The sequence below is a fragment of the Acidicapsa ligni genome (assembly GCF_025685655.1).
GTDB lineage: Bacteria > Acidobacteriota > Terriglobia > Terriglobales > Acidobacteriaceae > Acidicapsa > Acidicapsa ligni.
Genome location: NZ_JAGSYG010000004.1, coordinates 433,143 through 459,185, shown reverse-complemented (window position 1 = coordinate 459,185; position 26,043 = coordinate 433,143). Strand labels below are relative to the sequence as shown.

The following is a 26,043-nucleotide window of genomic DNA, read 5'->3' as shown; positions in this document are numbered from 1 at the left end:
GCATGCCATGACGACTTACCCGTTCCACCGCCGCGACCGCCCTACAGCCTCTTTCCATCGCCCACGCCGCTCGGCAACCTTCCCTGAATCCATTCCCGAACCCATACCAGGTTCAAAGCGAACATCATCCGTCCGCTGCGCCCGCAACTCGCTTTCACCGCTCCAGAATCCGGTAGCCAGCCCCGCCAGATACGCCGCTCCCAGCGCCGTAGTCTCCGTCACCTTCGGCCGCAGCACCGGAACCCCCAGCAAATCCGCCTGAAACTGCATCATCAGGTCATTCACCGCCGCCCCGCCGTCCACGCGCAACGCGGGCAGCTTCGTTCCCGTGCCCGCCACCGAATCCTGCTGCATAGCTTCCAACGCATCCGCCACTTGAAAAGCAATGCTCTCCAGCGCAGCCCGCGCAATATGCCCCGGCTGCGTGTTGCGCGTCAGTCCAATCAGCAGACCGCTTGCATGAGGATCCCAATGCGGAGCACCCAGTCCCACAAACGCCGGCACAAATACCACTCCATCCGTATCCGGCACAGAAGCCGCCAATAACTCCACCTCCGCCGATGAATGGATCAGCTTGAGATTGTCGCGCAACCACTGCACCACCGCGCCACCAATAAAAATGCTGCCCTCAAGTGCGTACTCCAGCCTGCGATCCGCACTCGCCGCCAGCGTAGTAATCAACCGGTTCTTCGACTGCAAAAATCCAGTCCCGATGTTCTGTAATAGAAAACACCCGGTCCCGTAAGTGTTCTTCGCCTCACCGGCACGAAAGCAAAGCTGCCCAAACAACGCCGCCTGCTGATCGCCCGCAATACCGCCAATGACAATGCCGCCCAGCCCCAGCGAAGTATTGACCTCCGCGATCCGCTCACTTGACCACCGCACCTCCGGCAGCATGCTCGCCGGAATCCGGAACATCCGCAGCATCTCTTCATCCCACTCACCCTTCACAATGTTGTAGAGCAGCGTCCGCGAAGCATTCGTCTGGTCCGTGACATGGATCGGCTGTTTGCCTTCGCCATTCGTCAGATTCCAGATCAGCCAGCTATCCACCGTACCCATTGCCAACTTGCCCGCTTCAGCCCGCTCCCGCACGCCTGCCACGTTATCCAGAATCCACGTCACTTTTGTCGCCGAAAAATACGGGTCCAGCACCAGTCCGGTCTTCTCGCGAACAGAGGGTTCGGCTCCATCCTTAACCAATTGTTCGCAATGCCCGGCCCCGCGCCGATCCTGCCACACAATCGCGTTGTAGACCGGTTTGCCTGTCTCTCTGTCCCACACAATCACCGTCTCGCGCTGATTTGTAATACCCAGTGCCGCGACATCATGCGGCTCAATTCCCGCACGCACCAACGCCTGCACCGCGCAGCTCATCTGCGAAGTCAAAATCTCCATCGGGTCATGCTCGACCCATCCCGGCTTGGGATAAATCTGCTTGAACTCCTGCTGCGCCACCGCAACAATCGCCCCGGCATGATTGAAAAGAATAGCGCGAGAACTCGTCGTTCCCTGATCCAGCGAAAGAATGTAAGACATGCAATTCCTCAGAAAATTGGTCTATCGAACTAAACCCGATGTATCACGCGCCCCTGACCCCGAGCAATCCCCAGGCAATAAAGGCTGCAAGCCTGAGTGGCCGCGTAAATAAGTGGCTAAGTGGATACGCCGCTAAGTAAACATCGCAACCGCTCCCAGCAAATTGCGATACGAACATCCAGCCGTTATTCCTTCTCCGTCTGCGCCGAAACCCTTTTCGCTCGCTTCAAAGCCATCCAGTCTTTCTCTGTCTGATCCGCATACGCATGAGCAAAATCCCCCACCGCAGAGGCAAACCTCATGCCCGATCCCAGGTACCCGGCCAGTTCCTGCGGATCACCCGAACGCCCATGCCCACGCGCCAGCAGTTCGCCGCAAAGCTGCGCATACTCCAGCAGACCATCCCCATTCAGATCTCCGATCTCAATCGAAGCCTTGTGATCGTTCAACTGACGCACCAGGTAATCTCGCCCTGCAATCGTCGTCCATCCCAGAAACGGATCGCTACCCCTCTGAATAAATCGTTGCCCATCAACCACCCGCTGCCCCTGGTGCCGTGCCACCTTTGTATCGACAAGGTACGGCACATAGGCTGACTTGGCCTCTTCTTTGATCTGTAAAAACAGCGGATCAAGCCCGCCATTGCCTTCCATATAAACGCAGTAATCCCGCAAACCGACCGATCCCGTGCCGACCACCTTGAACGCCACATCGACAGGCTGATACTGGTCCAGAAAATGCTGCCGTTGCGGCTCCAGTGTGCGCCTGTAAGCAGCCAGCGAAGCCAGCACCTCCTCCGCCTTTGCGCCCGTTATGCGCGTAAGCATCGGCTTGCTCTCGCGAAACCGCCGCGGCGCATCCGGCGCGCCAGGCTCCTCAGGCTTGACAGGCTTACTCGGCTTAACAGGCTTGACAGGCTTAGCGGGCACAAGCTCCGTCAACTGGCTGAGCGTATGCTGCGGCGTTGCGCGAACCGCTTTTTGCAGCGCCAGATGCACCGGAGCCACCTGCTCCATGCGGCTTACCTGGTAGCGCACCATATCCAGCACCGGCATCGCCGCATACGCGCGCATCATCGTGCAATAGCTGGCAATAAACCCCTCAACCGCTCGCCTGCAGGCGCCATCCTTATTGCCTGCCTCACGGCCAGCCACGAACAACGAAGCTGCCATGCGCTTCAAATCCCACTCGAACGGCCCACGAAACGTCTCGTCGAAGTCGTTGATATCAAAGATCAGCCGCCCATCCTCAGAAGCATACGCACCGAGATTCCGCACATGCGCGTCCCCGCAAAGCTGCACGAGCAGCCCGGTATTCGGTTGCGCCGCCAGGTCCGCAGCCATCACCGGCACCGCCCCGCGAAAGTACCCGAACGGAGAAACCATCATCAGCTCATATTTCAGCTTCACCAGTGCGGGCACACGGCCATTCGCCGCGCGCTGCAACAGTATCAATGGAGAAGTAAGCCGGTCTTTCGCGCTAAACTCACTATGTTTTTGCCGCGCCAGTTGCTTACGCCGCGCCTGGCCCCTCTTGCGTCGCTCTTCTGAATTCACCCAATGCATGTCGGGACCATACACTGCCCGGCTCTCCCATGAAAAGTACGCATCGATCCTCTGCTAACAAAATCACGCAAAAAGCTATACTGAACGGAATCAAACTGTTGCCGTCGTCGCTCAGCCAAGAGGGTCTTTGCGGCAATTTCAAAAACGAGGAAGCCTTGCCCGCAGCCGCCATAACCGCAGCGACCGCCGCCAATACGAACGATTCGATGATTCCCCTCTGCGTGGATCTCGACGGCACCCTCGTGAAATCCGACACCTTCCACGACGCGCTTTTCTCTCTCCTGCGCAACCAGCCGCTCTCACTGCTCCATTTCCCATCGTGGCTTGCCGGAGGCAAAGCCAAAGTCAAAGCTGAAGTCGCAGCACTCGCCGAGCTCGACGTCGAATACCTGCCCTACAACCAGCCGGTACTGCAATTTCTGTTGGAACAGCACCGCCTCGGCCGCCCCATCTATCTCACGACCGGCGCCGATCACTCCCTCGCCAACCGCGTAGCCGTGCACCTTGGATTCTTCACCGGAGTCATCGCCTCCGACGGCGTCACCAATATGACCGGCAGCCACAAACTCTCCGGTCTGCAGCAGCGCTTTCCCGAGTTCGACTACATCGGCAACGCCACGCCCGACCTGCAAGTCCTGGCTCACTCTCGCGAAGTACTCGTAGCCAATCCCACGCGCAGCCTGTTGCGCGGCCTGCAAACACAAAAACTTCCAATCACCCGCCGTTTCCAGGATCAGAAAGCGGCTCTCCCCACCATCCTCAAAGCCATTCGCATTCACCAGTGGGCAAAAAACATTCTCCTCTTCGTGCCGCTGCTGCTCTCGCACGAGTTCTCCTGGCAGAACGCTGTTTCCGACATCGCCGCATTCGTCGCCTTCAGCTTCATCGCGTCCGCCAACTACCTGATCAACGATCTGCTGGACATCGAAAGCGACCGTCGCCACCTCAAAAAGCGCCTTCGACCCTTTGCCGCAGGCGATCTCTCCATCCCGCTCGGTATCGCAACCGCGTTTGCCCTGGTTGTAGTCAGTTGCTCCCTGCTGCCGCTGCTGCCCGGCAGCTTTGCCCTGTGGCTGCTGCTTTACGCCGGAGCAACTTCCGCCTATTCCTTCGCTCTCAAACGCATTCCGATCATCGATGTCCTGGTGCTCTCCGGCCTCTATGACCTGCGTATGCTCGCGGGCGCGGCAGCAACGGAAACCCCGTTTTCGCCCTGGCTCTCCAGCTTCGCCGTCTTTCTGTTCCTTTCCCTCGCCATGGTCAAGCGATTCAGCGAGCTTCAAAACATGAAAGAGCGCGGCATCGAAAAGCCCCACGGCCGGGGCTACATGGTTACCGATCTGGAGCAAATCCGCAGCTTCGGAACCTCCAGCGCCTACGCCGCTGTCGTCGTCTTTTCGCTCTACATCACCCGTCCCGACGTCGACGCCTACTATCGCCACTCCGGACGCCTCTGGCTCATCGTGCCATTCATGCTCTATTGGCTCAACCGCGTCTGGCTCCTGGCCTCTCGCGGAGAACTCGATGAAGATCCGGTGATCTTCGCCCTTCGTGATCGCATCAGTCAGGTCATTGCTGCTTGTGTTGCCGCCCTGGCCATCCTCGCAACCATCTGAAAGTCTCGAATTGTAATTATTCGAAGATGATCAAAAATCGCCAGCGGGACCAATTCAGGATGATGCATCCTGAGAGACTTCTCATCCGTCCAAATCAATACGCGTTCAAACTTTGACGCTCGCAATCTTCCCCAGTCTGACTCTACCCCTTAGACTGAATTCAATAGCGACCATTTTTTCGAGTCTCCGGGAGCGACCTAAAACTCTATGTGGATTGTCCGGCTTGCGTTACGGCGCCCTTACACCTTCGCCGTATTTGCGCTTTTGCTTCTGATTATCGGCGCCGTCAGCATCCTCTCGATGCCGACGGATATCTTTCCGAACATCAATATCCCGGTCGTCAGCGTCGTCTGGCAGTTCACCGGACTTTCCGCGCAGGAGATGGCCGACCGCATCGTCAGCAACAGCGAGCGCGGCATGACCACCACGGTCAACGACATCGAACACATTGAGTCTCAATCGCTCAATGGTATTGCGGTCATCAAGATCTACTTCCAGCCGCATGTGGACATTGGTTCAGTCGTCGCCGAGGTTACCGCCATCAGCCAGGTGCAGCTTCGTTCCCTGCCTCCTGGAACCACTCCGCCGTTCATCATTCAGTACAACGCGTCGAGCGTTCCAGTCCTGCAACTCGGCCTTTCCGGACAGGGGCTTTCCGAAGCGCAGCTCAATGACATCGGGACAAACGGCATCCGCACCCAGCTTGCAACAGTGGAAGGCGCGTCGATTCCCTACCCCTTCGGCGGTAAGCAGCGTCAGGTACAGGTCGATATCGATTTGCACGCGCTGCAGGCAAAAGGACTCTCACCCAGCGACGTTGTCAACGCCGTCTCCGCGCAGAATCTGATCGTGCCCTCCGGTACCATGAAGGTTGGCACATACGAATACACCATCGAGACCAACTCCGCGCCCTCGGTGGTCGCCGACCTGAACAACCTCCCCATTCGCACGGTGAATGGCACAATCATTTACGTGCGGGATGTAGCCCACGTACGCGACGGCTTTCCGCCACAGACCAACATTGTGCGCGTCGATGGCCAGCGTGCCACATTGATGTCGATCCTGAAGACCGGTTCAGCATCCACGCTGCAAATCATCTCCGATATCAAGAAAAAACTTCCCATCGTCCAGGCGCAGATGCCTCCGCAGTTGCGGGTTAACGCGCTCTCCGATCAGTCCATCTTCGTCCGCTCCGCCATCGATGGAGTGGTCCGCGAAGCGGTTATCGCCGCCTGCCTCACCGGCATGATGATCCTCATCTTCCTCGGGAGCTGGCGCTCTACCGTCATCATTGCCGTCTCTATTCCGCTGTCCATTCTCAGCTCGATCATCCTGCTCTCGGCGCTCGGCGAAACCATCAACATCATGACCCTCGGCGGTCTGGCCCTGGCCGTCGGCATCCTCGTTGACGATGCCACCGTCGAAATCGAAAACATCAATCGCAACCTGGAGTCCGGTAAGGAAATCGAGCAGGCCATCCTCGACGGCGCTGCGCAGATCGCCGTCCCCGCGCTCGTGTCAACTCTCGCCATCTGCATCGTCTTCGTACCCATGTTCTTCCTGAGCGGCGTTTCGCGTTATCTCTTCGCACCGCTCGCAGAAGCCGTGGTTTTCGCCATGATGGCCAGCTACCTGCTCTCCCGTACCGTCGTGCCAACGATGGCCAAGTACCTGCTCAAAGAGCACACCGATGCCGACGCAGAGAAGCGCAGGACCAGCCGTAATCCCTTCGTCGCCTTCCAGCGCGGCTTCGAACATTACTTTGAAAAAATCCGCAACGGCTATCTGCGCCTGCTTACCTTCGCAGTTGATCATGCGAGCGCGTTCATCGTGGTGTTTCTGCTCATCTGCGTCGCTTCTCTGGGATTGGCTCCCTTCCTCGGGCAGGATTTCTTCCCGTCCGTCGATTCCGGCGCCTTCAAAATCCACGTCCGTGCTCATACCAGCACCCGTATTGAAGACACCGCAGCCCTCTGCGACCACGTAGAAAACGCCATCCGCCGCGAAATCCCCAAGGATGAAGTCGTCACCATCATCGACAACATCGGGCTGCCCTATTCGGGATTGAACCTTTCGTACTCCACCTCTGCGACCGTCGGCACCGCCGATGCCGATATCTCCGTGCAGCTCACGGAGAAGCATCACCCCACCGACAACTACGTCAATGATCTCCGCGACTCCCTCAACCGCGAGTTCCCCGGCGTGACCTTCTACGTTCTGCCCGTGGATATCGTTACCCAGATCCTCAACTTTGGCCTCTCGGCTCCGATTGACGTCCAGGTCATCGGCCCTGACCTGCAGCACAACCGCACCTTCGCCGAGCATCTCCTCAACGACATAAAGTACGTGCCCGGCACCGTCGACAGCCACATCCAGCAGCCCTTCGACGCGCCGAAGTTCACAGTGAATGTTGACCGCACCCGCGCTCAGGACGTCGGCCTCAGCCAGAAGGACATCGCAACCAGTCTCCTCGTGGCCTTGAGCGGCAGCTTCCAGACCACTCCAAACTTCTATCTCGATCCCAGGAACGGCGTCTCGTACAACATCGCCACCCAGTCGCCGCAATACAACATCCAGTCCGTTGCCGACTTGCAGAGCCTGCCTGTCACCATCTCCTCCGGCACTGGCGCCGCGCCCGCCATGCCCTCCGGCAGCAGCCCGACCGGAGCACCCGGCAGCCCGCAGTCCGTGCAGGTTCTCGGCAACCTCGCCTCTATCGTTCCCGGTACTGAACTTGGAACTGTCAGCCATTACGACATCCAACCCGTGCTCGATATCTACTCCAACGTCAATGGCACCGATCTCGGCAGCATCACCCGCGCGATCAATACCATCGTCGAGAAGCACAAAAAAGAGTTGCCGCGTGGATCCCAGGTCGTCCTCCGCGGACAAAGCGAAACCATGATCAAGTCCTATATAGGACTGCTTGCCGGACTGGCCTTCTCCATCCTGCTGGTCTACCTGCTGATCGTGATCAACTTCCAGTCGTGGCTTGATCCGTTCCTGATCATCTCCGCACTGCCCGCAGCCATCGCTGGCATCGTCTGGTTCCTCTTTCTCACCGGAACCCGTCTCAGCGTTCCCGCTCTCACCGGCACCATCATGTGCATGGGCGTCGCAACGGCAAACTCGATCCTGGTCGTCAGCTTCGCCCGGGAACAGCTCGAAGCACTGGTCGGGGATGCTCGCAAAGCCGCCCTCAACGCCGGCTTCGTCCGCTTCCGCCCCGTTCTCATGACCGCTCTGGCCATGATCATCGGCATGGTCCCGATGGCACTCGGTCTAGGCGATGGCGGCGAGCAGAATGCTCCCCTCGGCCGCGCCGTTATCGGCGGCCTGATGCTGGCCACAGTCGCTACGCTCTTCTTCGTCCCAACCTTCTTCTCCGCCCTGCACGGCCGTATCGAACGCAAAGCCCGCAGCAAGCGTGAAAAGACCCAGGGCAGCACCACCCCTTACGAACAGTTCCCGGAGTCCATATGAGCGCCGAAACGAATAACGCACGCACGAATCCTTCTCAAAACGCCCCAGCTCATGATGCTCCTTCAAGTGAGCATCATGAATCTGCGCCCGAGCAGAAGCCCATCAAGGCCGGTCACGCCATCACCGCCGTGGTCGTGCTCCTCCTGGTGCTTGGCATCCTGGCAGTCGTAGGCATTCTGCCGCGCCAGCACGCCATGGCTGCTCTGGCCACTCATACCAATGAGCAGGCCGCACCGTCGGTTATCGCCATCGCCCCCAAGCCCGGTCAACCGGTCCAGGTCATCATCCTTCCGGGCAATGTGACTTCCTTCACCGACGCTCCTATCTACGCCCGCACCGCCGGATACCTGACCAAGTGGTACTTCGACATCGGCGCCAGGGTGAAAAAAGGCGCGCTTCTCGCTGAAATCGCCAGCCCTGAAGTGGACCAGCAACTCGCCCAGGCTCAGGCTGACCTGAACACCGCCGAGGCCAATGCCAACAACGCCCGCATCCAGGCCGGTCGCTACAAGGACCTCGTCGCATCCAACGCCGTCTCGCAACAGGACACGGATACGTTTGTAAACCAGGCATCATCCACTTCCGCCCAGGTCAAGTCCGCGGAAGCCAATGTCCAACGCCTCAAGGAGCTAACCTCCTTTGAAAAAATCTACGCACCCTTTGACGGCGTAGTCACCGCCCGCAACGTCGATGTAGGCCAACTCATCGACACCGGAGCCGCCAAAGAACTCTTCCACATGCAAGCCGTGCAGACCCTCCGTGTCTACACCAACCTGCCATCCGTCTTCTCCGGTTCCATCAAGAAGGGCGAGACCATCGACCTCACCCTGGTCGAACATCCCGGCCAGGTAACTCACGGCAAACTTGTGCGCACCGCCGACGCGATCGACCCCGTCAGCCGAACATTGCTCGTAGAGATCGATGTCGACAACCGCGACGGCAAGCTTCTCGCCGGCAGCCTCGCCCAGGTTCACTTCAACGTCAACCCTGTCGGCAATGCCTTCGTGCTTCCCGTTTCCGCGCTGATCTTCCGTAACCAGGGCCTGCAGGTCGGCATAGTCAAAGGCGACACCGCCCACACCGTACCCGTCACCATCGGCCAGGACGATGGCCGCACCGTACAGGTCATCACCGGTATCACCAAGGACGACAAGGTCATCCAGGATCCTCCAGACTCCCTGATCGATGGCGAAAAAGTCCACGTCCTGACACCGCAGGAAATCCAGACCGCCCGGGGAGGCAACTAAGCATGGGCACTCCCAAAACGGTTCTGGATTTGCCCCTATCGACAAAAGATAGGGCACCCCATTTTTTGCGAAGTAACTCCACGCAAAAGATGGGGCCGGCAAGTCTCGCCCTTTCCGCGTCAGCGCTTCTTCTCCTGACTCTGGCCATCTCCGGATGCAAGCCCGTAGGCCCCAACTACCAGCGCCCCGCCCCCGCGACAGAAACCCCAGCGCTCTATAAAGAGACCGGTGCGTCCAATGTCCCTCCGCCGCCCAATCCGGCGAATGGCTCCTGGAGCCCGGCTAATCCCTCGGACGGCATGCTGAAAGGCAAGTGGTGGGAAATCTACAACGATCCCCAGCTCAACCAGTATGAAGAGCGCATCGCCACCTACAATCAGAGCCTTCACGCCGCGCTCGAAACCTACTTCGCCGCCCGCGAACAGGTCCGCATAGCCCGCGCCGCCTTTTATCCGACGCTCTCTGCCGGACCCGGCGTAAATCACGCCAAAGTCTCGTCCCATCGGCCACTCACCATCCCGGCAACATCCACGATCACCAACTACAACGACCTCACCCTGGAAGGTCAGGCATCCTGGGAACCGGATTTCTGGGGCAAGATTCGCCGCACCGTGGAGTCGGCAAAAGCTGCCGCTCAAGCCAGCAATGCTGACCTCGCCAACGTCGAGCTCAGCCTTGAATCCGAGCTCGCCGAAGATTACTTTGAATTGCGCGGCCTCGACACGCAAAAGCAACTCCTCGACTCCGATATCAAGGCACTCAACGATCAGCTCGACCTGACCCGCCGACGCCTCAAAGGCGGTATCGGCACCGGAGTCGACGTAGCCCAGGCTCTCACTCAGCTCGATACAGAGCGCGCCCAGCTCATCGACGTCGGCATCGCCCGTACCGAGTTTGAACACGCCATCGGCAGCATCGCCTACTACAAACTCTCCGATTTCAATATCGCAGCCGATCCGCTTGAGATGGGCTCCAAAACAGTGCTTCCCACCGTCCCGACAGGTCTGCCCTCACAACTCCTTGAGCGCCGCCCTGACATCGCTGCAGCGGAGCGCCGCGCCGCCCTGGCCAACGCGCAGATCGGCGTCGCCATCTCGGCCTTCTATCCCACCATCACCCTCGGCGGCGGTGGCGGCTTTGAAAGCACCCACGGCGGCACCTGGCTGCAAGGCCCCAGCTCACTGTGGTCGCTCGGCGGCCAGGCATCGGAACTGCTCATCGACGGCGGTCTGCGCCATGCCGTCACCCAGCAGGCACGCGACAATTTTGAAGCCAACGCCTCAACCTACAAAAACACAATCGTCGTAGCCTTCCAGGAAGTCGAAGACAAGCTCTCCGACCTGCGCATTCTCGAGCAGGAAGAAGAAGCCGAACGCGCGGCAGTCGCCGACGCGCAAAACTCGCTCGACATCTCCAACCAGCGCTACAAAGGCGGCGTTACCAGCTATCTCGAAGTCACAACCGCCGAAAACACGCTGATCCAGAACCAGCGCACGGAAGCCAACCTCAAGAGCGAGCAATACGCCAAAACCGTAGAGCTGATTCGCTCCCTGGGCGGCGGCTGGGACACCACCCAGATCCCGAAATAGCCGCTTCTTATATCGGCCATCCCATCCTTCGTGCTCCCCGCACAAAGGATGGGACAGCAAACCGACTAGCTTCCCTAAAGACGCACTTCTGCTACCTAAAAACCAGACACCCTGAGATATAGCCCAACTACGGAATCGACACCGTAGCAAACAACTGTTCCGCCGACCCACGTAAAACCCTGTATAGCGCAAACTGCCGCTGCGAAGCACCCCTCAGTTCAAACAGCAACTCTCCGCGATTGTCCCCCTCGGCATCCACAGCGTCCACCAGCCGCATCCGCGGAGTCTCATCCAAATGCGCCGAATCTGTAACACTCTTGAATACCACCAGCACTCCGCCATACAGATCGGGCTGCGCAATCAACGTCACAAACTTTTGCGGCGCAGCCTTCATAACTCCGTCCGCACCCAGCGTCGTAGTTATCGGAGCACTGGCCGTCAGCACCATCGTCGCCGAAGACCCATACGTCAGCTCAAATACGTGAAACTTCTCATCCTCAAGAGCAACCTGAACCGGAGCAGCCACAACCGCTGGCGCAGCCTTCTTCTTGACCGCAGTCCTGCGCGCCCCCGTCTTTGGTACCGCAGTCTTTGGCACTGTAGCCTTCGGCGCCGGTTTCCCAGCAGCCGCCGCAGGAGCCGCAGCCGCATCCAGCCCCATCGCCGTCCGAGCCATATCCTCCAGCGCCGACTTCATCTTCAACTCGTCATCCGGATTCGCCCACGAATACTTCCACGGATGTTCCGCACGATTGCTCGCATCCGAAACCGCCACCACCTGCTCCATTGCAGGCGGCGATCCCATCAATCGCGGAGCCTCCGTCACACCCAGATTCGTAGGCTTGCCCCGCATCAGCCGCGGTCTATCCGGGTCAGGACTACTTGTAGAAGTCTCCATCATCCCCGCATCCGCCAGATTCTTACGCGTACGGCGAATCGTAGGCCGATCCGGATCGGCAGCACCCGTTCCAGCTCCAGACCCAGAAGCAGTCGTCGTTCCCGAATCACTCGAAGATGACTTCCTCTTCAACACCGGCCGATCAGGATCGGCATCCGCCGCCGGCGTTGAAGTAGTCGTACTCGAAGAAGCCGAGCCCGAGGAACCCGAATTAGAACTATCCGAAGAACTAGTACTCGCCGAATCACCGGAAGAAGAAGCCTTCCTCTTCAACTTGGGACGGTCCGGATCATCATCCGCCGTCGAAGATGTTTTGGTCGCTCCAGAATCCGCACTCGTACCTGTACTCGGCTTCGCATCCGCCTTTGGCTTGGGATCATCACCATCCGTTCCCTTCGGATGCTTCCGCTTCAGCACGGGCTTGTCATCGTCCTTTATGTCCACCTGCGCATAGAGCGAACTCTGATTGAACGCCTGATCCGATTTGATCTTCGCCTCGGAATAAGGCTTCCACGCCCCGAATCCACGCCACGCGCCCTGCGATTCACCCGCCGCAAACACATCGAATAAGCCCATCGGCTTTCCCGCTTGTTGCAGCTCGTACTCAACCCCATTCTGCAGCGCCAGCGGCTCAGGGCGATTCAGGTAAATCGTCCCGTCATTCAACTGTTCCCCATCGAACACCGCCACCGGCACCAGGCGGCTCGCCGACGGTTTCCCCGCCTCACCTGTCCACTCCAGTACAGCAATGGATCGCAGCACAGAATCCGGCTTTGTCGTCTTAACGACCCTCCCCGGATACTGCGCCAAAGCCTGCGATGCAGCGCCCCCAGCCACAAGCAATCCAAGCAGCGCCCTCAGCCCGAATGACACACCAGCCCCAAGTCGGGAATAATCCTTACAGGCAGCCCCGAGCAGCCGCGAGCCACATCCATCGGCAGCAACATCAACGCACCGAATCGAGGATTTCCGCATGGAACTGAACGAAAAAGTAGCCAACTTCACACTCCAGGACGATCAGGACAAAACCGTCAGCCTCACCGACTTCGCAGGAAAACCCGTTGTACTCTTCTTCTACCCTAAGGCTGATACTCCTGGCTGCACCATTGAGGCCTGCGGTTTCCGCGATACATTTGAACAGCTCCAGGCTGCAGGCGCCATAGTTCTCGGCATCTCCCGCGATACTCCAAAAGCGCAGCGCAAATTCCGCGAGAAATTCAATCTGCCCTATACCCTGCTAGCAGATGTAGACGAAAAAGTCTGCAATCAGTTTGGGGTGCTAAAGGAAAAGAACATGTACGGCAAAAAAGTCATGGGCATCGAACGCACCACCTACGTCATCGGCCCCGATCAGACTCTCCTCCAAATTTTCCCCAAGGTCAAGCCCGAGGGACACGCGGAAGAAGTTCTCGCAGCCATCAAGGCTCACCAGGCCTGATCATGAAGCCGCCAGCAATACTGCCCAAAAACTGGCGGCCTGTTTCACGGCGCTTTCTCACCGCCGCGCCCGAACTCGTCGCCCCGCAATTGCTGGGCAAAATCCTGGCGCATAACACCTCTGCCGGCTGGATTGCCGGGCGCATCGTCGAAGTGGAAGCCTATCTAGGCCCGCACATCACCACTACGCCCGATCCAGCCGCCCATAGCTTTCGCGGAGTCACACCGCGCAACCGCGTCATGTTTGGGCCTCCCGGCCACGCATACGTCTACTTCATCTACGGCATGTACTTCTGCATGAACGTTACCTGCGAGCCTGAGGGCAAAGCCGGCTGCATCCTCATTCGTGCCCTGGAGCCAGTTCTGAATCGCGAAGCAATGGCGATCAACCGCAACCTGCCCGCGACCGCCCTGGAAGCCAGGCTCACCGGAGGTCCTGGCATCCTGTGCAAGGCCCTCGCCATTACCCGACCTGAAGACAACGGCCTCGACCTGCTGGACGCCGACTCGCCGCTACAACTTCGCCAGGATAGTTACACTCCAGGTCCAGTGGAAATCACTCCGCGCATCGGCATCCGCCACGCCGCCGATCTTCCCTTGCGTTTCACGCTCGCCAATCACCCTTGCGTCTCCCGCGTTCCCAAATCAAAATTCTTAATCAAGCCAGCGCATTCGTAACCGCTGTGTAAACTGAACGCAGAAGCCGCATTCCGTTCGAGCGACATTCACTCACCTAAAGGACTTCTCGCGAATGAACTTTTCTCGTCTCACCATAGCAACCACCATTGTGGTTGCGGTCGCATCGGTCTCTCTATTCGCCGGACGCACGCTGGTATTTGCGGCGCAGGGTCCGGAAGCTCAAGCCGCGCAAGCCCAGACAGCACCACCGCCTCCACATGAAATGCCAGCACCAACCAATCTCAAAGTCCTGCCCCGCAACCTTACCGGTCCGCAGGTTCACGAGATCATGGAGAAATGGGAAGGCGAACTCGGCACCGGCTGTAAGACATGTCACGCGGTCGATCCGAAGAACATTGGCCCGAACGGCAAACCACGCCTCAACTTCGCCGATGACTCCAAGGAAGAAAAACAAACAGCTCGCAAGATGTTCAAGATGGTCGAAGACATCAACACTAGCTACATCTCCAAGATCGACAGTTCGGGCGCACCTGTCACTTGCGGCACCTGCCATCGCGGTCATCTCGGACCGGAACCCTTCGTTCCGGCTCCGGAAAAAGAGCACGACCACGCTCACTAGTCTTTGAAGTACCAAATCATGACATGCCGACTCAAATAGAAAGCCCAGCCCTGACCTCAGGGCTGGGCTTTCTGCTATGCAGAAACGCTAAACTTGCCCGACATTTAACCAACGATAAAATTATCGATAAGTCGCGTGCTCCCAACCCACGCTGCGATTGCGAACAGGTTCCCCGGCACAACTTTCTCGACCGGCAAAAGCGTTCCCCAATCTACCGCTGCAATGTAATCGATTCGAACCTCCGGCTCCGTAGCGAGGCTCGCCCGCGCTGTTGCAATCAGGGCCTCCGAGTCGCGCTCGCCTGCGGTTATCGCTTTCTGCATCGTCTCTAAGCTACGGCTCAATACCAGAGCCTGCGTGCGTTCTTCGGGCGAAAGATACCGGTTCCGCGAACTCATCGCCAAGCCATCGCTCTCGCGCACAATCGGACTCACAACCAGTTCAACCGGCAGCAGCAGATCTGCGGTCATCCGCCGCAGAACAGCCACTTGAGCACCATCCTTCTGGCCGAAGTAGGCTCGATCCGGCTCCGCTGCGATAAACAGCTTCGAAACGACAGTCGCTACTCCGCGAAAATGCCCTGGCCGCGAAGCTCCATCGAGCCGCTCGCTTAGACCTTCTACCTCGACAAACGTTGCCGCCGCAGGTTGATAGATTTCCTGCGGTTGAGGTGCGAATACCGCATCGACACCTTCTGTCGCAAGCAATGCGCAGTCGGCGTCGAAGGTTCGGGGATACTTGGAAAAGTCTTCATTTGGCCCGAACTGTGTTGGGTTTACGAAGATGCTGACGACTACGGCCTGGCAGTCTGTCTTTGCCGCTCGCACCAGTGAGAGATGCCCTTCGTGCAATGCTCCCATTGTTGGAACCAGTCCGACAATCTTCCCGGTAGCCTTCTCGGATCGGCGGGCTTCGCGCGACCATGCTCGCAGTTCTGCAACAGTCTCAATGATTTTCATATCAGTCGCGAGAAATGGCGGGCAACAGCGCAGCTTCGCGCACGGCCTCGGGCAGGTGATAGCTCTCTTCGTCCGACGGGAAGACTTTTCGCTCTACGTCTTCGCGATAATGCTCCACTGCTTCGCGAATCACCGTTGCGACATCCGCATACTGCCGTACAAACTTGGCGTGCGGCGCAAAGGTCATATTCAAAATGTCGTGGAAGACAAGGATCTGGCCATCGCATTCCGGACCGGCGCCGATTCCGATGATCGGGATAGACAGCTCTGCCGTGATCGCAGCAGCTACTTCGCGCGGAACGCCTTCGAGTACGATCGCTCCTGCTCCTGCCTCGGCCAGAGCCGCAGCATCTGCCCTGAGCTGGATGACTGTTTCTGCGGTTTTGGCCTGCACTCGATAGCCACCCATGCGGTGGACGGATTGCGGCGTCAGGCCGAGATGGCCAACTACTGGAATCTCGGCATCTGTCAGTGCGCGCACCAGTTCTACTCGTGCGCCCTCGATCTTGACGGCCTCGGCGCCTGCTTCCTTCACGAAGCGGACGGCATTGGCTACGGCGTCTTCTATGCTGCCGTGGTAGCTGCCAAAGGGCATGTCTGCTACGACCAGCGCGCGGCGTACCGCGCGGCGTACTGCGCGGGTGTGATGCAGCATCTCGTCTACGGTCACGGCGAGCGTGTTGTCGTGGCCGAGAACAACCATAGCCAGAGAATCGCCTACCAGAATCAGGTCGATACCCGCTTCATCTACCAGGCGCGAGGTTGCATAGTCATACGCTGTGAGGGCAGTGATCGGCTTGCTCTGGCGTTTCATTTCGGCCAGGGCGGGCATGGTGACTTTTGTTGTCGTGAGGGGGGTAGGGGCGGCAGAATTGCGCCCTTCCGGCGGGGTGGTTAGACTCATTTTCTCTCCAGTGCCGCTCCGTGTACCCAGGATGCGGTCCGAACCTTCTTGAGTCTACGCCTGAACACTTGGCCGGTGCAAAGCGACCGGCGACAATAGTTTCAGGAGTCCCACGCTCCAGGACAGGATTGGGACTGGGATGGGAACGGATGCCTGACACCCGAGCGATTGTAGAAGTCGGCAGCGCTGCCGTACTGGCCGTGGCTGGAGCGGCCAGTTTTGCCTATGCCGCGGTCTCGCCGGCATCGCAACTCTTTGGCCGCACGCTGACGGCTCCGCGTAACCCTGAAAATGGGCCGCCGGAAATTGCACTGACCTTTGACGACGGGCCTAATCCGCGCTGGACTCCGCAACTGCTGGAAATCCTGGCCAAAGGCAACATTCGCGCTACTTTCTTTCTTGTTGGCCGCTATGCGGCCACGCAGCATGCGTTGGTGCGCGAAACTCATGCGGCGGGACATCTCATCGGCAACCATACCTGGACGCATCCCAACCTCGTTTTCACGAATGCGAAGCAGACTCGCGAAGAGCTGACACGAACGAGCGCTGAGCTGGAGCAGATCATCGGTGCGCCTGTCCGTTACTTTCGACCGCCTTTTGGGATGCGTCGAGTGGCGACCATGCGCATTGCGGGCGAGCTTGGGCTGGTTCCCATTACATGGAATGTCATCGGCAACGACTGGAATGCTCCGTCGGCTGAGGCGATTACAACGCGGGTTACGCGGCTGATGGATAAAAATCTACGCAAGGGGTATGCCACCAACCTTGTGCTCCATGATGGCGGTCACCTGTCTCTGGAGGCTGACCGCTCCCGCACGGTGGTTGCTGCCGGGGTGCTGATTCGTAGTTATCAGTCTGAGCGGAGGTTTGTGCGGGTGGATGCCTGGGGGTAGTTTTTGGGGTTGAAGGCGAAGGGATGGGGAATTCTGCCCCCGGGGGGGGCTATGTAGGTGTTTTTGCTGGGTGGTGAAGGGCTGGGCTACTGCAACGGAAGAAGCAGATTCCCTGCGGGAATGACAGACAGAACGGCAACTACAACTGCAACTGCAACCGCAAAAGCAACTGCAACTGCAAAGGAAGAAGCAGATTCCCTTCGGGAATGACAGACAGAACGGCAACGGCAAAAGCAAAAGCAACGGCGACGGCGGCGGCTTAGGCTGGACGTCGTTGGGTGGCTGTAGGGTTATTGTGCGCTGCTAGATGGTAATTTTCTGCAGGTTTTGGGGGTTCCTTTTTTATTTGGGGAGTTTTAGGGCTTCTTTGGCGGCGGTGATTGTGGAGGCTACTTCGGTGGGGCCGTGGGCTTGGCTTAGGAACATGGCTTCGAATTGTGAGGGGGGTAGCCAGATTCCGGCTTTTAGCATTGCCTGGTGGAAGTGGCCGAATGTTGCAGTGTTGCTCGTGGCGGCTTCTTCGTAGTTCGATACGGGAGATGAGGTAAAGAACCAGGTCCACATGGAGCCGACGCGGTTTGTCGTCAGGGGGATTCCGGCTTTTTGGGCCTCGGCGGCTACTCCTTCGGCTACTGCTTTGGAAGTTGCCTCAAGGTGTGGATAGATTGTGGCGGCGTGTTCGCGGAGATATCCGACAGTTGCTGCTCCGGCGGCCATTGCCAGTGGATTGCCGCTCAGGGTTCCGGCTTGATAGACGGGGCCTAAGGGAGCGAGCAGGTCCATGAATTTTCGCTTGCCGCCGAAGGCGCCGCAGGGTAGTCCGCCGCCGATGATTTTGCCTAGTGTGACGAGATCGGCGTCGAGCTGGTAAAGCTCCAATGCTCCGCCCAGAGCCAGGCGGAAGCCGGTCATTACTTCATCGACGATCAACAGGGCGCCGTGCTCGGCGGTAATAGACCTAAGTCCCTGAAGATAGCCATCCGCGGGGAGGATGCATCCTGCATTTCCTATTACGGGTTCGAGAATGATGGCTGCGATCTGGCCGGAATACTCGTTGAATGCGGCGCGCACTGCGTCGAGATCGTTGTAGGGGAGGGCCAGGGTCAACTGCGCGATCTCTTCGGGAACGCCAGCCGATCCGGGAATTCCAAGAGTGGCTACGCCGGAGCCGGCTTTTACCAGCAGCCCATCGGCATGGCCGTGATAGCAGCCCTCGAACTTGATGATCCGCTTGCGTCCGGTTGCGGCGCGGGCTACACGGATGGCGGACATGGTTGCTTCGGTTCCGGAGCTGACAAAACGCATGCGTTCGATGGCGGGATAGCAGGCCATGACCAGTTCTGCGAGGTCGCCTTCGGCTGCGGTGGAAGCGCCGAAGCTGGCAGAGTTTCGCGCGGCTCGTTCGATTGCCTCTACGACTGGCGGAAAGGCGTGTCCGAGGATCATCGGTCCCCATGAGCCGAAGTAGTCGATGTAGCGGTTTCCGTCGGCGTCGAAGAGATATGCTCCTTCGGCGCGGGCTACAAAGGGTGGTTCGCCGCCTACGGAACGGAAGCCGCGCACGGGCGAGTTTACGCCGCCGGGAAAGAGTTTCTCTGCCCTTGATTGCAATGCCTGCGAATGCGTCCGGTTCATTTCATTTCCCACGTTGGTTTCCCTCGCTCGTTTTGTCCAGATAGCCTATGGTTGACCCTATCGTTAAGTATAAGAGTGGTTACCAATCCGGAATCGACCGGAAAGCTCTACCATAAGAGAGTGGCATCTCTAATTCCGAATCTCGAAGCTCGCGTTCAGACCGATCAGCTCTTAGTCGTTTTCGATGGCCATTGCGGCTTATGCAATAGAACTGTGCGTTGGCTTCTGCGGCGCGACAGGAGAGACAAGCTGCGCTTTGCGCCGTCGACTGATCCGGCAATTGCTGAACTGCTGTCCAATCATGGAATTTCAGTGGCTCCGGACACGATCCTGGTTCTGCGCAATATCAATACTCCTATTGAAGAGCTGCTTGTGCGTTCGAATGCGATTCTTGTTTGCCTGCGTGCGCTGCCGCAGCCGTGGAGGGTGCTGGCGGCGATTGCGCGCCTGATTCCACGGCCATTTCGCGAGGCGATGTATCGGCTCGTAGCTCAACATCGCTATCAAATCTGGGGCCGTTACGAGAGTTGCCCGTTTCCCACGGCAGATGAGCGGCGGCACTTCCTCTAGGCAATAGATGAGTTTTGCTGGCAATCCGCGATAGAATCTAGTTTCAGGCTGAGACAGCCACCCCAAAAATTATCGCTTCTCAAAGGCCCCCCTTGCCCAAATCCGCCTTAACCAAAGCCGCATCCAATCCGTCCAGTTCAGCCAGCACAGCCAGTTCAGCGCTCGCCAAGCCTGTTACCTATGCCGACGCAGGCGTCGACATCTCGTCGGGTGACCGGACGAAGGACCGCATCAAGTATCTCGCCAAGCGCACGTTCAATCGCAATGTGCTGGGAGGGATCGGCGGGTTCGGAGCACTTTTTCAACTCGACCTCAAGAAATGGACGGAGCCGATCCTGGTCAGTTCCGCGGATGGCGTGGGCACCAAGCTCAAGCTGGCCTTTGACCTCGGCATTCACAATACGGTGGGGCAGGACCTGGTAAACCACTGCGTCAACGACATTGCGGTGCAGGGCGCGGTGCCTCTTTTCTTTCTGGATTACCTGGCCAGCGGCACGATGGATCCTGCGGTGACGGAACAGATCATTACCGGTCTGGCGGATGCGTGCAAGGCTAACGGTTGTGCTCTTATCGGCGGCGAAACAGCGCAGATGCCGGGCTTTTACCAGGATGGCGAGTACGATATGGCCGGCTTTATTGTCGGCGTTGTCGAGAAATCCAAGGTGATCACGGGCGAGACGATCGTGCCGGGAGACATTCTGCTCGGCCTGCCGTCAACTGGTTTGCATACGAATGGGTATTCGCTGGCGCGCAAGCTCTTTTTTGAGGTTGCGGGGTACAAACCGAACTCCTATATCGGGGCTATCGGCGACAAGGCGGGTACGGCGCTGATGAAGGTGCATCGCAGCTATCTGTCGATCATGCAGAAGCTTGCCAACGCAGGCCTGGTGGCGGGGATGGCGCATATTACGGGCGGCGGCATTACGGAGAATCTGCCGCGCATTTTGCCTAAGGGCACGGCGGCCCAGGTGGAACTTGGTTCGTGGCCGGTGCTGCCGATCTTTGAGCATCTTCGCGATTTGGGTCAGGTGCCGCAGGCGGAGATGCTTCGCACGTTCAACATGGGCATCGGACTTATTGTCGTGGTGCCTGCGGAGAAGTTTCGCAAGGCGCAGGCGCTGCTCAATCGGGCCGAAGAGAAATTTCACGTCATTGGCCGCATCATCAAGTCGGATAAGAACGACAAGGACGGCCGCAAGGTACATTTCGCGTGAGTTCAACCGGCAAAAAGCTTGGCGTTTTGCTTTCGGGCCGAGGGTCCAACTTTCTGGCTATCGCCAGTTCGATACGGGATGGCGGTGTGCCCGGCGCGGAGATCGCGGTGGTTATTGCCAATGTGCCTGATGCGCCTGGTCTGCAGGCTGCACGCGAGCTGGGGCTGACTACGGCGCTCTTCGAATCGAAGGGTCGCAAGCGGGCTGAGCATGACGCGGATGTGGCGGCCTGCCTGCGCGAGCATGGGGTGGACCTGGTGATTCTGGCCGGATATATGAGGCTGCTTTCGCCGGAGTTTGTGCAGGCTTTTCCGGACAGGATACTGAATATCCATCCATCGCTGCTGCCTGCTTTTACGGGACTCGATGCCCAGCAGCAGGCTTTTGATTATGGATGCAAGGTGGCTGGATGCACTGTGCATTTTGTGGATGAGCATCTCGATCACGGCACGATTATTCTGCAGCGAACGATTCCGGTGCTGGATGCGGATGATGGGCATTCGCTGGCGGAGCGGATTCTTGTGGAGGAGCATATTGCCTATTCGGAGGCGATTGCACGCGTGCTTTCCGGGGAATATGCAATCGAGGGGCGGCGGTACGTTCGAGTCCGCTTGAGTTAGGGCTGGCTTTAGATTTGAGGCCTAGATGTCTGTTGCCCAATTTACCGTGGCGTGAAGCTGATCTACCTGGGTGAAGGCCTTGTCGTTGGTTACGAGTATGGCGCCAGTTGAAACGGCATGAGCTGCGATCAACATGTCCATATGCCCCAGGGAAGTGCCGGATGCCTCAAGTTTCGCACGCAGCTGGCCGTAGGACTGCGCTTCGCTGCGCCCCCAGGGAAGAATACGGAGACGGCCCAGGAAGTCTTCTATTGCGGCTCTGAGCGCTGTGGCATCAGGTCTTCTGGCTAATCCATACAGGATTTCTGCTTCGGTGATGGCCGAGATGCAGGCGACTTCGTCGTTTTGCAATGCGGCCAGCCGGGTGCGGGCGGCGATGGAGCGACCCCTGACGACATAACTCACCATGTTCGTATCGAGCATGTACAGCAAAGTCATATCAGCTCGGGTCTCTCTTGCGGAGGAACCTGTCCGCGGTCGGAGGGTGTGAGGAATTCATCCGGCACTCCTACCTGATCGAGGGCGGTAAATATCTCATCCCAGCTTCCCGGCGCTTGCGACAGGATCAGGTCGCCGTTTTTGGGATCTCGCCGTATGTAAACTTCAGCGCTGGAGAAACGGAACTCCGCCGGGATGCGGACGGCCTGGCTTCTTCCGCTCATGAAAACTTTCGCTTTTTCAAGTTGAGCCATCCTGCCTCCTTTTGATATATACCATGCTGTATATCAGTATAGCTCCGCCAATGAGTCTGAGGCGGTTTTTACTGCGGCGCTTATACCTTCAAAATAAAATTGCCGAGTATTCCTTCATAAATATAACATTCTATTAAGTTTATCTATTTTTATTGATTGCGTATGAATATGCTTCGGGGGCCTAGTCTCGAGAGTGGCTGGGAATGTCGGCTGGCTCTCTGGCCCTCCTCCAAGGAAAGTCGAGAAGGAGAGCCGGTACGGCTACCTAGCCACAAATCCGGGCCCACAGGACGGCGGGCAGAATGAGGAAGCATGGCGAACATACTTGTCAATATTGAAAAGGGTATCGAAATCGGCGCGGAGGATGCCCTGAAATGGCTTGGCAGAGCGCAGACTTCGCTCACTGCTGCGCCGGGGGTGGTTGCGGCGCTGGCGACACTGGCGGCTGCCGTTGAGAAGCCTTTGATGGAGCTTTCCAGCGTTGCGGTCAGCCCGCTCAATATTCCGCTGGATATTCAGACGGCTGTCGATCTCAAGGCGGTGTGGCCGAGTGTGAAGGCATTCCTTGAGACTCTTGGCGTGAAGTTCTAATCATCCTTTTCAAAAGGGAATTTTTATCAAACAAAAGGGCCGCTTCCAACCAGAAGCGGCCCTTTGTTTTTGTATTTATTGTTCGTTTAGGTGCTGATTTCTCTTCCCTCGCTGAGTGTGAGCCGTGCGGTCATTTTTCGCCGTCCGCGATAGAAGGTTACGGTCACTGTGTCGTTGGGCTGATGCTTCTCCATGAGGGTTGCGATGTCTGAGGTATCGGTGATTTCGTGTCCGTCGATGGCTACGATCAGATCGCCGCCGAGAATAATTGGCTGGTTCCCGAGATACGCCTGCTGGTCGCCTCCGCGGAGCCCGGCGCGCTCTGCTGCGCCGCCTGGAGTTACTTTTTGTACCAGCACTCCCGACTGAGCGGACAGGCCCATCTGGTCTGCCAGATCGGGTCCGATGGCCAGCGAAACGATGCCTAAAGAAGGGCGTCGTACGCGCCCGTATTTTGTCAGGTCACCGAGCACGGCTTTGGCTGTGTTTACGGGAATTGCAAACCCGATTCCGGAACTCTGCTCGGCGCCGTTGGAGGCAATCAGGGTGTTGATGCCGATTACGTCTCCGCGCGAATTGAGGAGTGGACCGCCGGAGTTGCCGGGGTTGATGGCAGCATCGGTTTGAATTGCGTCTTCAATGGGCGCATTCTCGGGGCCGCGGATGGAGCGGATGGAGCTGATGATTCCCCGGGTCATGGTGCCGTTGAGACCAAAGGGGTTGCCAATCGCATAGACCTTTTGCCCGACAACGAGGCCTGTCGAATCGGACAGGGTTACGGGTTGCAGGTTGGGGGCGTTGATCTGCAACAGGGCGAGGTCATGCACCTTGTCCGAACCTACGATTGTCGCTTTGTAGTGACGCTTATCGCTGAGCATTACTTCGATGCGATTGGCGTCGGCGATTACGTGGAAGTTGGTCAGCACATGTCCAGCTTTGTCGAGGATGAATCCTGAACCCTGCCCCTGCTGCGGCACTTGTCCGTAGAAGAAATTGAAGGTCATCGCGGTGGAAGTGATGTTTACGACGGAGGGCAACACGCGTTTGTAGACGGCGATGTTGTTTTGCTCTTCGGTATCGAATTCCGGAGCGGCCTGGGCCTCTGTCAGTGAGAGCGGAGACTTTCCGTCGGCGCGATTGAGCATTCCCAGATGCCCTACGCCGTCCGGGAGATGCGTTGTCACAAACCAGAATCCACCCAGCAAGACAACTACCAGCAAAACTCTACGAAAGTTCATAAACAAAAAGCCTCTCCGGAATTTCTTTTCGGTCTGCGCATATATCCGATGCTTGAAACGGGACTATCGCTCTTGTTAAAGATGAGACGGTAAATCTCGAATACGCATTTCTATTGTAATAACCTGGTGACCGGGAGATTGTCAGGGTTAGGAGAATCTGATTTTTGTGGGGACGTTTGATTGGGTTGGGGGGAGATAGAAGCGGATTCCCTTTGGGAATGACAGACAGAACGGCAAGGGCAAGGGCAAAGGCAACTGCAACTGCAAAGGCAAGGGCAACTGCAAAGGCAAGGGCAACTGCAAAGGCAAGGGCAACTGCAAAGGCAAGGGCAACTGCAACTGCAAAGGAAGAAGCAGATTCCCTGCGGGAATGACAGACAGAAAGGCAAGGACAACTACAAGGGCAAGGACAAGGGCAAGGGCAAGGGCAAGAACAAAGTTCTGAGCTTCGGATTTAGTATTACTGTCATGTTGAAAAACAGGTTGGCGAAGCAGGCGGGCATCGGCATCTGTTATTTGAAGGATCGCGAATCGATATGAAGCTTTTGAGACACGCTCTCGTTGTTATTGCAGGCGTATTGGCTTTGGTCGTGGTCATTGCCGGTCCTTGTGCTGTGCTGGCCCAGAATGTCGATACGTCGATGTTGCTCAAGCCTCCGGCGGATAGTTGGCCGAGTTATCACGGAGATTACTCAGGGAGACGGCATAGCAGCCTGACGCAGATCACGCCGCGAAACGTGAACAGCCTGGCGCTTGCGTGGGCCTTTCAGACGAATCTTCCGGCTACTATCAAGTCTTCGCCGATCCTGGTGGATGGCGTACTTTACTTCTCGATTCCTGACAATGTCTGGGCGGTCGATGCGCGCTCTGGACATCAGCTCTGGCACTACACTTATCCGCCGAACAAAGGCGACCACATTGGACAGCGCGGTGTGGCGATCTACAAGGATTGGGTCTTCTTTACTTCTCCGGATGCGCATCTGATTTCACTCGATGCGAAGACGGGAAAGGTGCGCTGGATCGTTGAAATTGCCGATGTTGAAAAGGGTTACTGGGCGACCATGGCTCCGCTGGTGGTCAGTAACCATGTCATCATCGGCGTTGGCGGGGATCTGGATAACCTGCCGACGTTTGTGCGGTCGGTCGATCCTGAAACCGGCGCGACGCAATGGCAATGGGATGTGACTCCGGCGGGCATTACGGGAGGCACGACGTGGATGGCTGGGACGTACGATCCGGATTTGAACCTTATCTACTGGGGGACGGGCAATCCTACGCCGGTGCTTACTGGTTCTTCGCGCCCTGGAGACAATCTCTATACGTGCAGTATTGTTGCTCTCAATCCGGATACGGGCAAGCTGGTTTGGGCGTTTCAGCCTTCGCCGCATGACACGCATGATTGGGACGCGGTCGAGATTCCTGTTCTTGTGGATGGTCCGTTTCATGGCAAGCAGCGCAAGATGCTGATGCAAGCATCGCGTAATGGCTATTTTTTTGTGCTGGATCGCACGAATGGCAAGAACCTGCTGACGGTGCCGTTTGGGCCTGTGAACTGGGCTTCTCATGTGGATGAGCAGGGGCGGCCTATTCCTGAGCCGAAGAAAGAACCATCTCCTGATGGTGTGCTGATCGCTCCGGATGAGGGCGGATTGACGAACTTTCGCTCGCCCAGTTTCGATCCAAAGACGGGGTTGTTTATCGTGGATGCTCATCCGAGCTGGAGCATCTATTTTGCCAAGCCTGCGGATGGTACTTATGGCTGGGCAGGCGCGGATTATGGGCTGTGGGGCAAGGGCGTGATCGAGGCAATCGACTACCAGACGGGCAAGCTTCGCTGGACGCATGAGGTTGGTCCGGGGGGAGCGGGTTCGGGAGTTTTGACTACGGATTCGGGTCTGACTTTTACGGGCGATGCTTCGGGAAACTTTCTCGCACTCGACACGGCCAATGGAAAAACACTGTGGCATGCGGGCTCGGGTGCGGGCATTGCGAGTTCGCCGATCAGCTATGAACTCGACGGTCAGCAGTACATTTTGACCAGTGGTGGCGGGGTTTTGTTTGCATGGAAGTTACCGGATGCCGGGCGGATCTGATG

22 protein-coding genes are annotated in these 26,043 nt (G+C 57.8%); 13 read left to right on the top strand and 9 right to left on the bottom strand.

The genetic code is table 11. The annotated features are described in order from the left end of the window. Positions 1-15: 15 nt before the first annotated feature. Positions 16-1,539, bottom strand: coding sequence for a glycerol kinase GlpK (glpK, locus tag OHL19_RS16190; protein WP_263358763.1), 1,524 nt, complete (start codon positions 1,537-1,539; stop codon positions 16-18). Positions 1,540-1,724: 185 nt separating this feature from the next. After that, entirely contained in the window at positions 1,725-3,119 is a 1,395-nt protein-coding gene (locus OHL19_RS16185) for a DUF2252 domain-containing protein (RefSeq protein ID WP_263358761.1), read from the bottom strand. 140 nt (positions 3,120-3,259) lie between these two features. Here OHL19_RS16185 and OHL19_RS16180 point away from each other — a divergent pair, with 140 nt between their 5' ends. From OHL19_RS16180 to OHL19_RS16165, 4 genes are all read left to right on the top strand, one after another. Then, a complete protein-coding gene (locus tag OHL19_RS16180; protein WP_263358760.1) occupies positions 3,260-4,720 on the top strand; it encodes a UbiA family prenyltransferase in 1,461 nt (486 codons plus the stop codon). Between the two features lie 207 nt (positions 4,721-4,927). After that, entirely contained in the window at positions 4,928-8,203 is a 3,276-nt protein-coding gene (locus OHL19_RS16175; RefSeq protein WP_263358759.1) for an efflux RND transporter permease subunit, read from the top strand. Then, a complete protein-coding gene (locus OHL19_RS16170) occupies positions 8,200-9,450 on the top strand; it encodes an efflux RND transporter periplasmic adaptor subunit (RefSeq protein WP_263358758.1) in 1,251 nt (416 codons plus the stop codon). The genes OHL19_RS16175 and OHL19_RS16170 overlap by 4 nt, the downstream gene beginning before the upstream one ends. 2 nt (positions 9,451-9,452) lie before the next feature. After that, positions 9,453-11,039, top strand: a complete 1,587-nt coding sequence (locus OHL19_RS16165; RefSeq protein WP_263358757.1) for an efflux transporter outer membrane subunit — start codon at positions 9,453-9,455, stop codon at positions 11,037-11,039. 127 nt (positions 11,040-11,166) lie between these two features. Here the strand turns inward: OHL19_RS16165 and OHL19_RS16160 are convergent, their stop codons facing one another. Then, the gene (locus OHL19_RS16160) at positions 11,167-12,936 is read right to left on the bottom strand and encodes a hypothetical protein (protein WP_263358756.1); all 1,770 of its coding nucleotides are present in this window, start codon (positions 12,934-12,936) and stop codon (positions 11,167-11,169) included. On the opposite strand from OHL19_RS16160, the gene bcp reads away from it, so the two are divergent. The 3 genes from bcp to OHL19_RS16145 all read left to right on the top strand — a co-directional run bounded on the left by bcp (position 12,911) and on the right by OHL19_RS16145 (position 14,632). Next, complete coding sequence (gene bcp, locus OHL19_RS16155) at positions 12,911-13,375, top strand: thioredoxin-dependent thiol peroxidase (protein ID WP_263358755.1); 465 nt, start codon at positions 12,911-12,913, stop codon at positions 13,373-13,375. The two genes, OHL19_RS16160 and bcp, sit on opposite strands and share 26 nt — an antisense overlap. Before the next feature lie 2 nt (positions 13,376-13,377). Further along, complete coding sequence (locus OHL19_RS16150) at positions 13,378-14,052, top strand: DNA-3-methyladenine glycosylase (RefSeq protein ID WP_263358754.1); 675 nt, start codon at positions 13,378-13,380, stop codon at positions 14,050-14,052. 73 nt (positions 14,053-14,125) lie between these two features. Then, complete coding sequence (locus tag OHL19_RS16145) at positions 14,126-14,632, top strand: c-type cytochrome (protein WP_263358753.1); 507 nt, start codon at positions 14,126-14,128, stop codon at positions 14,630-14,632. 104 nt (positions 14,633-14,736) lie between these two features. Here the strand turns inward: OHL19_RS16145 and panC are convergent, their stop codons facing one another. Beyond that, on the bottom strand, positions 14,737-15,591 hold the full coding sequence (gene panC, locus OHL19_RS16140) for a pantoate--beta-alanine ligase (RefSeq protein ID WP_263358752.1): 855 nt from the start codon (positions 15,589-15,591) through the stop codon (positions 14,737-14,739). A gap of 1 nt (position 15,592) precedes the next feature. Continuing rightward, positions 15,593-16,495, bottom strand: a complete 903-nt coding sequence (panB, locus tag OHL19_RS16135) for a 3-methyl-2-oxobutanoate hydroxymethyltransferase (protein WP_317890581.1) — start codon at positions 16,493-16,495, stop codon at positions 15,593-15,595. Between the two features lie 149 nt (positions 16,496-16,644). Here panB and OHL19_RS16130 point away from each other — a divergent pair, with 149 nt between their 5' ends. Further along, positions 16,645-17,388 (top strand): polysaccharide deacetylase family protein, encoded by a 744-nt coding sequence (locus OHL19_RS16130; RefSeq protein ID WP_263358751.1) that lies wholly within the window; start codon positions 16,645-16,647, stop codon positions 17,386-17,388. A gap of 342 nt (positions 17,389-17,730) precedes the next feature. Here the strand turns inward: OHL19_RS16130 and hemL are convergent, their stop codons facing one another. Further along, positions 17,731-19,023: a glutamate-1-semialdehyde 2,1-aminomutase gene (gene hemL / locus OHL19_RS16125; protein WP_263358749.1), complete on the bottom strand. Its 1,293-nt coding sequence runs from the start codon at positions 19,021-19,023 to the stop codon at positions 17,731-17,733. A gap of 120 nt (positions 19,024-19,143) precedes the next feature. Between hemL and OHL19_RS16120 the strand changes: the two genes are divergently transcribed. The 3 genes from OHL19_RS16120 (at position 19,144) to purN (ending at position 21,427) form a co-directional block, all read left to right on the top strand. Further along, positions 19,144-19,593 carry a thiol-disulfide oxidoreductase DCC family protein gene (locus OHL19_RS16120; RefSeq protein WP_263358748.1) on the top strand — a complete coding sequence of 150 codons (450 nt, stop codon included), beginning with the start codon at positions 19,144-19,146 and terminating at the stop codon, positions 19,591-19,593. Between the two features lie 92 nt (positions 19,594-19,685). Beyond that, entirely contained in the window at positions 19,686-20,807 is a 1,122-nt protein-coding gene (gene purM / locus OHL19_RS16115; RefSeq protein WP_263358747.1) for a phosphoribosylformylglycinamidine cyclo-ligase, read from the top strand. Beyond that, complete coding sequence (gene purN, locus OHL19_RS16110; protein WP_263358746.1) at positions 20,804-21,427, top strand: phosphoribosylglycinamide formyltransferase; 624 nt, start codon at positions 20,804-20,806, stop codon at positions 21,425-21,427. Before purM ends, purN begins: the two co-directional genes overlap by 4 nt. A 21-nt stretch (positions 21,428-21,448) precedes the next feature. On the opposite strand, the gene OHL19_RS16105 is transcribed toward purN, so the two are convergent. Further along, positions 21,449-21,865 carry a type II toxin-antitoxin system VapC family toxin gene (locus OHL19_RS16105; RefSeq protein ID WP_263358744.1) on the bottom strand — a complete coding sequence of 139 codons (417 nt, stop codon included), beginning with the start codon at positions 21,863-21,865 and terminating at the stop codon, positions 21,449-21,451. After that, on the bottom strand, positions 21,862-22,119 hold the full coding sequence (locus OHL19_RS16100; RefSeq protein ID WP_263358743.1) for an antitoxin: 258 nt from the start codon (positions 22,117-22,119) through the stop codon (positions 21,862-21,864). Before OHL19_RS16100 ends, OHL19_RS16105 begins: the two co-directional genes overlap by 4 nt. A 312-nt stretch (positions 22,120-22,431) precedes the next feature. On the opposite strand from OHL19_RS16100, the gene OHL19_RS16095 reads away from it, so the two are divergent. After that, complete coding sequence (locus OHL19_RS16095) at positions 22,432-22,710, top strand: hypothetical protein (RefSeq protein WP_263358742.1); 279 nt, start codon at positions 22,432-22,434, stop codon at positions 22,708-22,710. Positions 22,711-22,796: 86 nt separating this feature from the next. Here the strand turns inward: OHL19_RS16095 and OHL19_RS16090 are convergent, their stop codons facing one another. Continuing rightward, the gene (locus OHL19_RS16090; protein WP_263358741.1) at positions 22,797-23,948 is read right to left on the bottom strand and encodes a S1C family serine protease; all 1,152 of its coding nucleotides are present in this window, start codon (positions 23,946-23,948) and stop codon (positions 22,797-22,799) included. Between the two features lie 536 nt (positions 23,949-24,484). Between OHL19_RS16090 and OHL19_RS16085 the strand changes: the two genes are divergently transcribed. Continuing rightward, positions 24,485-26,041, top strand: a complete 1,557-nt coding sequence (locus OHL19_RS16085; protein WP_263358740.1) for an acido-empty-quinoprotein group A — start codon at positions 24,485-24,487, stop codon at positions 26,039-26,041. The last annotated feature ends 2 nt before the right edge of the window (positions 26,042-26,043 follow it).